Origin of the sequence: Nonlabens ulvanivorans, from assembly GCF_032922765.1 — a bacterium.
GTDB lineage: Bacteria > Bacteroidota > Bacteroidia > Flavobacteriales > Flavobacteriaceae > Nonlabens > Nonlabens ulvanivorans.
In genome coordinates this window covers 473,400-485,029 of sequence record NZ_CP136694.1, presented here as the reverse complement: position 1 = coordinate 485,029, position 11,630 = coordinate 473,400, and the positions used below count along the sequence as shown (strand labels likewise).

At 36.1% G+C, this 11,630-nt stretch carries 9 protein-coding genes; 2 read left to right on the top strand and 7 right to left on the bottom strand.

Features of this window, described 5'->3' with window-relative positions; all coding sequences use genetic code 11:
* Positions 1-16 precede the first annotated feature (16 nt).
* The 7 genes from R1T42_RS02200 to htpG form a co-directional block, all read right to left on the bottom strand.
* Positions 17-436: a curli production assembly/transport component CsgF gene (locus tag R1T42_RS02200; RefSeq protein WP_036581098.1), complete on the bottom strand. Its 420-nt coding sequence runs from the start codon at positions 434-436 to the stop codon at positions 17-19.
* An 11-nt stretch (positions 437-447) separates the two neighbouring features.
* On the bottom strand, positions 448-1,176 hold the full coding sequence (locus tag R1T42_RS02195; protein WP_081866538.1) for a CsgE family curli-type amyloid fiber assembly protein: 729 nt from the start codon (positions 1,174-1,176) through the stop codon (positions 448-450).
* Positions 1,177-1,182: 6 nt separating this feature from the next.
* Positions 1,183-1,689 (bottom strand): hypothetical protein, encoded by a 507-nt coding sequence (locus tag R1T42_RS02190; RefSeq protein ID WP_317291126.1) that lies wholly within the window; start codon positions 1,687-1,689, stop codon positions 1,183-1,185.
* 64 nt (positions 1,690-1,753) lie between these two features.
* On the bottom strand, positions 1,754-3,028 hold the full coding sequence (locus R1T42_RS02185) for a hypothetical protein (RefSeq protein ID WP_317291125.1): 1,275 nt from the start codon (positions 3,026-3,028) through the stop codon (positions 1,754-1,756).
* A gap of 101 nt (positions 3,029-3,129) precedes the next feature.
* Entirely contained in the window at positions 3,130-4,410 is a 1,281-nt protein-coding gene (locus tag R1T42_RS02180) for a hypothetical protein (protein ID WP_317291124.1), read from the bottom strand.
* 132 nt (positions 4,411-4,542) lie between these two features.
* Positions 4,543-5,823: a hypothetical protein gene (locus tag R1T42_RS02175; protein ID WP_317291123.1), complete on the bottom strand. Its 1,281-nt coding sequence runs from the start codon at positions 5,821-5,823 to the stop codon at positions 4,543-4,545.
* A 555-nt stretch (positions 5,824-6,378) separates the two neighbouring features.
* Positions 6,379-8,271 carry a molecular chaperone HtpG gene (gene htpG / locus R1T42_RS02170; protein WP_036581110.1) on the bottom strand — a complete coding sequence of 631 codons (1,893 nt, stop codon included), beginning with the start codon at positions 8,269-8,271 and terminating at the stop codon, positions 6,379-6,381.
* A gap of 327 nt (positions 8,272-8,598) precedes the next feature.
* Here htpG and R1T42_RS02165 point away from each other — a divergent pair, with 327 nt between their 5' ends.
* The gene (locus R1T42_RS02165; protein WP_317291122.1) at positions 8,599-10,314 is read left to right on the top strand and encodes an OmpA family protein; all 1,716 of its coding nucleotides are present in this window, start codon (positions 8,599-8,601) and stop codon (positions 10,312-10,314) included.
* 57 nt (positions 10,315-10,371) lie between these two features.
* Complete coding sequence (locus R1T42_RS02160; protein WP_317291121.1) at positions 10,372-11,550, top strand: SdrD B-like domain-containing protein; 1,179 nt, start codon at positions 10,372-10,374, stop codon at positions 11,548-11,550.
* The last annotated feature ends 80 nt before the right edge of the window (positions 11,551-11,630 follow it).

The window sequence follows — 11,630 nt, the reverse complement described above, 5'->3', positions numbered from 1 at the left end:
GTAGAGTTCTTTGGTCCTAATTATTAGGAATAATAATTTGGGTTTGATCTCCAGTGTTAGTGTCCAATAAGTTAACTACTAATCCTTCTAAAGATTCCAAGACTTCAACTTCATAAGATCCTATCGTAAAAACTCCTGGTCTTAATTCTTCTTCTCCTAATTGAAGATTTAAAATCTGACGTGAAAAACCACTAAGTAGTTGTCTATTTAAACCATCAGTAAAGGCGTCCAATTCAGATGTATCATCTATAGCAGATTCTGCTGGATCTGTGAACCTATTTTGTGCTTCAGCACTTTGTATTAACCATTGATAGTTAAATGTATCACCACCAAATGCAGGGTTAATAGGTTTGTAAGTAAATTGTTGTGCGTTACACGCTGTATAAGCGAGAACTAAAAATAACAACGAGAGCAATGTTGTAGATTTTGTGAGCATAATATATTTATTTAATTAGTTTCTTCTTTTTGAAGTTGTAAAAATTTTTGAAAAACAGAGCGTATGGCGTTATCCGCCATCTGTTTCATGTACTTCTTTTTAGGGGTTACAAAAAATTCATAAACCACTTCTCTACCTACGGTAACTTTAATTAACGAATTTCTTCCCTGACCAAATTCTTCCTCTACAGTAACAATGCGGTTACCATTAATTTTATATTTATGATATTCTCCATAGAAATAATCGTAAAAATCTCTAGCTGGTTTTGTTCTTGTTTTCTCTATAACAATACCTCTAATCTCAACTCCATCATTAGAAATTATTTCTTCTTTTTCTAGTTGCAGAGAGTTCTCTTTTAATACTTGGACTGCTTTACCTACCAGTTTGTTATCTAAATCATAGATGAGCAACATGATAGTTATTTTTGAGGGGCTGTTAATATTTACAGTAGTTGTGGATAGAATCGCTTTAGTCTTTGCATTTAAAACCCCACGTCCTTCTTGTTTATTCTTTGAGGTATTATTAAGACTATCTTTTTTGAAAACGGTAAGTTCATACCTAATACTTGCCGATACATCTGTAAGGTTTAAAGCAACACCTTGAATAGAAACATAATCTCCTTTTTGTTCTAAAAATAATTCTCCACTTATCTCCTGATTATAATAGGATTTTTGCTCTTGCGATTGAGCGTGCAAGGAGCAAAAAATAAGTAGGACCAATAAATTCAGAGCAATCTTCATAGTGACTTAAAAGTTGATTACAAAAACAGATCTTCCGTTCCCAGTTTGATTAATTCTCATATTTTCAGATATGGCATTGGAACCCGCAGTAATCGATGTATTAAAATTTCCATTCTGAATAATGTCTAATGAATGGTTTGCAGCACTAATAGTACTATAGTCGTATACTACATTAGAATTCCCAATTTGTACGATGTTTTGCCTAATGCGATCTGCAGAGTGATTTAAAACAGTGCTATTAAGAGTACCATTTTGATATATGGTAATCTGACTGTCATCTGATGAAACGCTTACGGTAGCATTATTACTTGTACCTACCTGTTCAATAAACACACTATTTTGATTAACAAATTGAGTCGTTGTCGTTGCTGATGAATTTTGATCAGAAGCTAGATTGAGCTGCGCATTTGTAGTTTGTAAATTTGCTGTATTGATTACCTGACTATCATCTACATAAGTCTGTCCAAAAGCTGTAAATGTGGTGAAAACGAGTAAGAAAAATAGTTTTTTCATAATGATAGTTTTAATGAAACTGAGAAGCCCGATTGGGCTTCTCAGTTTAAGTAATTAAGCAATATTAAAATGTGTGAGCCTTAGTAGCAGCAGCACGTTGAGTTTGACGAGTTAAAGAAACATTTGCATTTCTTTGAGTTACTGTAGCTGTATTACTACCTCCTGTTCCTGGTGCAGTTCCTAGGCTATTTTGATTAATAACAGATACATGATTCATTCCTAGTTGATCAACATCTGCGATATTTCCATTTGCCATCTGATTCACGTAAGAATCGTTATTCAATCCATTCTGGATAGTCAAGGCTTGATTTCCTACCATTTGCCCACCATTTTGTATAACAATAGTTTCGTTTAAAACCCCATATTGTTCTTGTGATGCAGAATGATTCTGACCGTTTTGATTTATATATGCTTCATTTAAGCCGCCTAGTTGATGCTGTTCGGCATAATTATCTCCGCCTGTAGAAGATATGTTTTGATGTACTTCTGCCGTATTCACTAAGCCATTTTGTTCTTGGAAAGAAGTATTATCTGATCCATATTGTGTAGAGAATGCATTATTATAACCACCAGATTGTACTTGTTGCGAGAATGCTCTCTCTGCTGTTATCGCTGCATCTCCTTGATTAGCTTCCGCATAATTATTACCGCCAAATGGCTGGTATTCACTGTCTTGACTTTGAACTATCTCATTATCATCTCCATATTGAGTACCTATTGCTTTATGACCTGGTGTTTGGTTTCCATCAGAGATTTGACTTTGATAAGATCTATTCCCTACTCCATTTACAACATCATTATTTTGAGTAATAGTAGATTCATTGTTGTCATACCTTTGTTGAACCTCAGCAAAGTTGTCTTTACCATCTTGATTAACTAAAGCAAGATTATCTTGACCTTGTTGAGCAAGATCAGCACCTTGTTGAACAATTGCTGTGTTATCTAACCCATTTTGAGTACCAAAAACTTCATTCATGTCTCCTTGTTGAGTTACCGTGAAGTTATTTCCCGCACCATTTTGTTTGATTTCAGAATAGTTTTCTTCACCGCTTAAGGCTGATACATTTCCCCATTGAAGGACATCAACTGAATTACGGTTACCGGCATCTGTACCAGTTTGTTCTATAAAGGAAGCATTTGCTGTACCTTGTTGTTGAACTAATGCATCACTACCGATTCCTTTTTGATCGATGTTAGAATAGTTACCTCCTACTGTCGCACCAGCTGTCGGAGAAACTTGTTGAGCAGGCGCCACAATTGTTTGTGGTGTCTGTGATGTTTGAGCGATTGCGATACCACTAACTAGAAGTGATAATCCGTATATTATTGAGCTTTTCATATAAAATATTTAGAAATATTAATAAAAGGATGGTAATGGTATGATACGATTACCATCCTTAAGTACTTATTTAAATTAAACCGTCCCTACTGGTTTAATAATTAAAATGTGTGTCTTTTAGACGCAGCGATTCTTCTAGTTTGTGGAGTTAAAGCTACATTAGCATTTCTCTGAATAACAGTTGCTGTGTTATAACCACCTGCTGCAGCAGCTGCTCCAGTCGTTGGGTTATTTTGGTTAATTAAACTAGTTTGACCATCACCTGTTTGATCTACCATAGACATGTTTCCATGAGATTGTTGGTTGATTACAGAGTTGTTTAAAGAACCATCTTGGATAGATGTTGCCATGTTACCAGCATCCTGACCATAACGTTGCTTCACGCTAGAAAAGTTATCTTGACCATATTGCTCTTGGTTAACAGTGTTACCGTTACCATTTTGATCAGAACGAGCCTCGTTACGATCTCCATCTTGGAATTGCTCAACTAAGTTGTTTCCTCCAGAAGAAATTCCACCAGTGTTTTGGTCAACAACAGCTTTGTTGTCTGTTCCTAATTGCTCTTGGTAAGACTCATCACTAGAAAGATATTGTGTAGCATATGCTTCGTTAGTTGCACCAGACTGAACTTGTTGTGCAAATGCACCAGTAGCTTCAGTAGTTGCATCACCTTGCTGAATTTCAGCATGATTTCCACCACCTAATGCAGGAGAACCACTATCTTGAATTTGTACAGCCTCATTGTTATCACCCCATTGCTCACCTATCGCAACTTGTCCTGCAGATTGATTTGGGTTTGATCTTTGATCTTGATAAGAACGGTTACCTACACCAGCTACAGCATCATTTCTCTGAAGAATGCTAGCTTCGTTATCATCATAACGTTGTTGAACTTCAGCATAGTTATCTTTACCATCTTGGTCTACTTTAGCTAAATTGTTTTGAGCTTGTTGTGGAGAAGTTGCTCCTTGTTGTACAAGTGCAGCATTGTCTAATCCATTTTGTAAACCTAAGATTTCATTTTCATCACCTTGTTGTGTTGCCATGAAATCATTACCTGCACCATCTTGCTTGATGTCAGAATAGTTAAGGTGTCCACTTATACTAGGTTGTACATTACCCCATTGTAGCACATCTACTGAATTGCGATTTGCAACATCAGTTCCTGTTTGCTCGATAAATGAAGCGTTTGCAGTTCCTTGTTGTTGAACTTTTGCATCACTACCAATACCTTTTTGGTCGATATCAGAATAGTTTCCACCTACTGTAGCTGCTGCTGTCGGAGACGTTTGCTGCACGATTGGTGTGATTGTTTGAGGAGTTTGCGCAAATGCAAATCCACCGATTGCTAGTGCCGCAGCACTTAAAATTACTCTTTTCATAATTATTGATATTTAGATTTAAATTGGTTTGAGATATTAGAACTCATATTTTAAAAGTCGGCTAAGGCTCTCAAATACCTTAGCCTCCTTTAAAATCACATTAAACCGTCCCTACTGGTTTATTAAATAATATTAAAATGTGTGTCTTTTTGTTGCTGCCGCTCTTCTAGCTTGAGGAGTTAAAGCAACATTTGCATTTCTTTGAATAACTGTTGCAGTGTTTTGACCAGAAGTTAATGCTGGTTGTCCTGCTAATGGCGCATTTTGGTTGATTAAACTTGTTTGTCCATTACCCGTTTGATCTACCATAGACATATTACCATTTGCACGTTGGTTAATCACAGAATTGTTATCAGCACCATCTTGAATAGAAGTAGCCATGTTACCAACTGCTTGTCCATTTCCTTGACTTACACGAGAATAGTTATCCATTCCATACTGCTCCTGGTTAACCATGTTATTGTTACCGTTTTGAGTAGAACGTGCTTCGTTACGGTCACCATCTTGGAATTGCTCAACCAGGTTATCACCACCATTTAAAGATCCAGCAGTATTTTGATTTACAACCGCTTTGTTGTCTGTACCTAATTGCTCTTGGAAAGAAGTGTCCCCAGATAAGAATTGTGTAGCATAAGCTTCGTTAGTTGCACCAGACTGAACTTGTTGTGCAAATGCATCAGTTGCGTCTTTCGTTGCATCACCTTGCTGGATTTCAGCATGATTTCCACCACCTAATGCAGGAGAACCACTATCTTGAATTTGTACAGCCTCGTTATTATCACCCCATTGCTCACCTATCGCAACTTGACCTGCAGATTGGTTAGGATTTGAAACTTGGTCTTGATAAGAACGGTTACCTACACCAACTGCAGCATCATTTCTTTGAAGAATGCTTGCTTCATTATCATCATAACGTTGTTGAACTTCAGCATAGTTATCTTTACCATCTTGATCAACTTTAGCTAAATTGTTTTCGGCTTGCTGTGGAGTATTTGCTCCTTGTTGTACAAGTGCAGCGTTATCTAGTCCGATTTGTAAACCTGAAATTTCATTTTCATCACCTTGTTGTGTTGCCATGAAATCATTACCTGCACCATCTTGCTTGATATCAGAATAGTTAAGGTGTCCACTTATACTAGGTTGTACATTACCCCATTGTAGTACATCTACTGAGTTGCGATTTGCTACATCAGTACCAGTTTGCTCGATAAATGAAGCGTTTGCTGTTCCTTGTTGTTGAACTTTTGCATCACTTCCCGTTCCTTTTTGGTCGATGTCAGAATAGTTACCACCTACTGTAGCTGATGCTGTCGGAGATGACTGCTGTACTATTGGTGCGATTGTCTGCGGAGTCTGTGCAAAGACAAATCCTCCTATTGCAAGTGCCGCGGCACTCATGATTACTCTTTTCATAATTAAATATTTAGAATTAATATAAACACATTTGCGAGCGATGAAAATAGCCTTACATGCTATAATTCATTTGCGAACCAAGGTTCATTAATCTAAGGGGTTAATTATGACAGGAGATAGGGATATCTGCCAATTGTTTTTAAAAAACTTGAGCTGTTTCTTAATTACGCATCAAAGATAACAGCGAATTCTAAAGATATGCAAATGCGCTTAAAGAAAAGTTCTTTCACTTATTAATAAAAACTAAATTTTTGCAGCAAAAACAACACTTAACAGATTGTGTTAATTTTATGTTAACCTATATTTTGTAGGTGAATTCCGAAAATAAGTAGGTTTCGAAAAGGATTTCGTTTAACAATTAACTTAATAAAATTAAACAAAGAATAAAGAATTCACATCTTTATCCTACATTAATTAATGATTTCTAATTACTAATACAAAAATGTCTATTGCATTAAGCTGGTAAACTATCAGTTTTTAACCTCAAAAATATCAACAAAAAAACACTCACCTTTTGAGTGAGTGTTTTGTTAGTTAGCTTAAACTTAAGCTACTTTATTTTATTAAATCATAACTTCTCTTAACAAAATCTGTAAGAGCTTCTCCTTTTAGAAGACCTTGAGAAAGTTTAGCTAGATCGACTGATTGTTTAATTAAACTCGCTTTCTTTTCATCAGATTTTGAGTTAAAAATCTCTTGAATAAGATCGTGATTTGCATTAACAACTAAATTGTACATATCTGGCATATTACCGAAGCCCATCATACCACCGCCGCCACCAGTGGCTTGCATTTCTTTCATACGTCGCATAAACTCTGGCTGTGTAATAATAAAAGGCGCTGAGTCACTACTCATTGCTTCTACTTGAACAGTGTAGCTCGCGTCGCTAATCGTGTCAGTTATGGTTTTTTGTAAGGATTCTTTTTCTTCATCTGATAATTTTGAAATTTGATCTTCATCTTTCTTAATCAAATTATCTATATGATCTGCATCTACTCTCACAAAAGAAACATTCTCTTTAGAACTTTCAAGTTTTTGCATTAAGTGAGATACTATAGGAGAATCTAACAACAATACCTCATACCCTTTATCTGATGCTGCATTTACATAACTATGTTGAGCTTCTCTATTTGAAGTATACAATACAACTGTCTTGTCATCTTTATCCGTTTGAGTAGGCTTAATTTTCTCTATTAATTCATCCCAAGTATAATAAGATCCATTTACAGTAGGATAAAGTGCAAACTTATCTGCTTTTTCAAAAAACTTCTCCTCACTCAACATACCATACTCAATGACTATCTTTATATCGTTCCACTTTTCTTCAAAAGCAGCGCGATCTTCATTAAATAGGGATTTAAGCTTATCTGCAACTTTACGGGTAATGTAACTAGATATTTTTTTAACCGCGCCATCTGCTTGTAAATATGATCTGGACACATTTAAAGGAATGTCTGGAGAATCTATCACACCACGTAACATGGTTAAAAATTCAGGCACGATGCCTTCCACATTGTCAGTAACGTAAACTTGATTTTGATACAACTGGATACGATCCTTTTGTACATTCAAGTCTTGAGTCATTTTTGGGAAATATAATATACCTGTAAGATTAAAAGGATAATCTACATTTAAATGAATATTAAAAAGAGGCTCCTCAAATTGCATCGGGTACAATTCTCTGTAGAAATTTTTATAATCTTGGTCCTCTAAATCAGCTGGTTGTTTAGTCCATGCTGGATTAGGGTTATTAATGATGTTATCTACTTCTTGAGTAGGCGCTGGATCTTCTTCCTTAGCATCATCTGGCTTTGGTAGAGTTTCTGTTTTCATTCCAAATTTAATTGGAACAGGCATAAATTTATTGTATTTATTTAATAACTCTGTGATACGAGATTCCTCTAGGAACTCTAATTCATCATCAGAAATATGCAATACAATCTCTGTCCCAAAATCGGTCTTATCTGCTGGTTCAATTGTATAATTAGGTGAGCCATCACATGACCAGTGTACTGCTGGTTCATCTTTAAATGATTTAGTAATGATATCCACCTTATCGGCCACCATAAAAGCACTATAAAATCCCAGACCGAAATGTCCTATAATACCACTATCCTTTGCGGTGTCCTTATATTTTTCAAGAAACTCTTCAGCTCCAGAAAAGGCAACTTCGTTGATGTACTTCTGCACTTCATCTTCTGTCATCCCTAAACCTTGATCAATAATATGCAATGTTTTTGCCTCCTTATCAATCTTCACCTCTATTTGCTGCTCGCCCAATTCTACTTTTGCTTCTCCTATACGAGCAAGATGTTGCAGTTTGAGCGTTGCGTCGGTAGCATTTGAAATAAGCTCACGTAGAAAAATCTCGTGATCACTGTATAAAAACTTCTTAATAAGCGGAAAAATGTTTTCCACCGCCACGTTAATGGTTCCTTTTTGTGACATAATATGTGTTATTCTTTAAGTTATTGTAATTACGCTTTCGCGAAAGCGGGATTATTCATCTTCCTTCTACTACTCAAAGGCAGTACCATTTCAAACAAAATGACAAGGTGGCAGCAAAACTGAAAATCTATCAGCTTTTCAAAAAAACCATTGCTGTATTGAATGCTACCGTTCATCAATTACCTCTAGTTAACTCTTGTATTAGATTTCATATTTGAACCGTGGAAAGCCAAAAATAACAGTGACAGAGCTGTGGTTTAAGGATTAGCCAAAAAAATAAATCATCGCTCTTTCACTTTATAAATAAAACTCTTAAAACTCTGAATTATGAAATTTTATAAACCATTACTTATTTTATTAATCCTATTACAAGGTATCATTTCATGGTCGCAAGTGAACCATGCGACCGACAATTATCTTCAAATATCACCTCGTATCGGTTATGATTTTCCAACTTATCGCAATAACACACCATACATAGATTACAATGGTGGTCTTGAAGGTGGAATAAGTGTTGATTATTATTGGAATTGGATAGGTGTAGGTATAGATGTAGATTACATCAAGAACAGTCCCGAAACTACTTATCCTACAGATGGCCTCATCGATTTTGACGGTTCTGTCTTTAATTCATTTAATGTGACAGAAGATGGAATCACCCGACTTTTCTATGGGATAGGACCTAATTTTCAATATCGCAACGCAAATAGAAACTTCAGTGCCGAGTTCAATTCTCGTGTAGGACTTGCGTCCATAAAAGGCGGACGTGTCTCTCATGAAGGTTCTACTGCTAATAGCACAAATGTTCCATTAAACTTTCATGCTGGATATGACGTAGGTAGTGCCTTGACCTTTAAGTTACAAACTAGATTAACTTACTTTTTCAACTCGTCGTGGGGAATCCATGCTGGTGCTTATTACATGAGACATCTCAATGTAACAGAATCTGTAGAAAGTGGCATTTCTACTGGATATCATGAATTTAATGACGATCAAGGAGCTCTTTTTTTAACACAGCGTTCTTATAGACAGCGAGAAGAGCCATGTGATTGTGACATTTCTTCAGTAGGAGCTTTTGCTGGTGTTACTTTTAAGCTCAATAAACATGATAAAGAAGAATGTCAAGTTTGTGATAAGTACAATTTAACTGTAATTGCACGAGATAAATTCACCAAAGAACTATTAGCCGATACTGAGGTCGTTCTTAAAGATACAGAAGGAAATATAGTTCAAACAGGAACTTCAAACTCCTATGGTGCAGTTGTTTTTAACGATATTAAAAAAGATGACTATACTATAGAAGGAAAATTATATGATGTAAATCTAGAGGGAACTACAGCAGTAAAAAATGAGTTCAAGGCAAATGAAACTCTCCAAAAAGAAATTGTATACAGCGATCTAAACTTTATTCTTAAAGGAAATGCAGTAGTATGCAATACAACAACAGCGCTAGATGGAGTCTCTGTAATTTTAAATAATCTTACCGATGCAGAGCAAAAAAACACCATCACAAATATTCAAGGAGAATTTGTTTTCAATGTAAAGCAAAAAGCTACCTATTCTCTACGTGGTAAAAAAGCAAACTACTTCTCACAAACAGAAACGATTTCTACAGAAAATTATGACCGTAGCACTACTCTATTTGTAAAATTAGAAGTATGTCTAGAAGAGGCAGACTGTGGTAAAGCAATCGCTCTTAAAAACATCCTATATGATTTAGATAAGTACTATATACGAGCCGATGCTGAACCTGAATTGAACAGACTTGTACAATTTATGAAGGACAATCCAGGTATTCACATAGAAATATCATCTCACACAGATTCTAGAGGTTCAAACGCTTATAATAAAACACTTTCTCAAAACCGTGCTAGTGCCGCTAGAGATTATATCGCTTCTCAAGGAATAGATGCTAATCGTGTAGTGGGAATAGGTTATGGAGAAACCAGACTTTTAAACCGCTGTGCAGACGGTATTGAATGCAGCGCTGCTGAACATCAAATCAATCGTAGAACAGAGATGAAAGTAATCTGTCCAGAATAATTCATTTATAACACAATATCTCTGTCACGGATGTGGCAGAGATTAAAAATAGAAAACATGAAAAATATTGTAAGTAATTTTAAAACAATAGGATTAAGCTTCTTAGCTATTATGATTCTTTCCTGCGACGGCGATGAAGTTTGCGGCTACACTGGAGATAATGATCCCGATTGCCCTAACCTAGAAGCAAACATAGGAGATGATTGTGACAGTAATGGTGACACCTTACTAGACGGAACGGTAAACGAGTTTTGTGAGTGTATAACAAACGAGCCCATTCTTCCAGAAGGCTGTGATCTAAAAGGAAGTTTAAACTTATCTAGTGGAATCGATGCAAATGGAGATCCTATAGCCGCTGCGTTTGGAGCAATAGATCCATTCTGGAAAGTAATTAATCAACCACCATTATTTCAAGGAAACGCAAGTAACCCTTGTACTAATGCAGCTGTAGGAACATTTTCAAATGATGCTTATTCCATGAATTTTGGCGCCATGGGAAGCAGCGCTTGGGTAAATCAACCTGGTACTGGAACTCTAGCTCCATTTGATTTAGGACCTAACGGATCTTTTGGTTGTAATAATGCCGTAAATAATGCTGGTATTCAAGTACCTTTTGTGTTTGAACGTTCCTTCTGCGTGCTTGAGGACACTCAAGTAGATTACAACTTTGTATTCAAGGCAGACGATCGTATGTATTTTGAATTAGTAGATAATAATACAGGTGCAGTTTTAGACACAAGTGCTACCTATATATGGACAGGAACTGCAATACCTGCATGGTCGCAAACTAATTTTAATTTACCTGCTGGTAGTTATAGTATAAGAGGAAGTTTAATCAATACCGGTGCAGTAATTTTAGGCTTCTCGTTTTTAGGAGATATGGTAACTAGTAATGGCGAGGTTGTCATTTCAAATAACAGTGAAGAATGTTGTGAGAACAATACTATAACAGTACAAAATGTTCTTGAAGAGGTAAACTGCGATAGAATGTTCAACGCTATTACAGACAGTATAGGTGACAATTGGGTCTTTGAATTATTAGATAATTCAAATACAGTGATTAGAACTGCAACTACTGACATTAATGGAAATATATTCTTTTCTGGCCTAGCCGATGGAACCTACACCGTAAGGATAACAAACCAATCAGGATGGTCACAAACGGTCACAACCGAAACTAGAACTGTTATCGGTAATACCGCCGTAATCACAGAATTCTATTCTTGTAGAATGTAATTTCAAGGGGACAGCGTAGTGCAGAGCAATCTCACTGCGCTGGTTCTTTTATACTATTTCGCTTTCGCGAAAGCGAATCA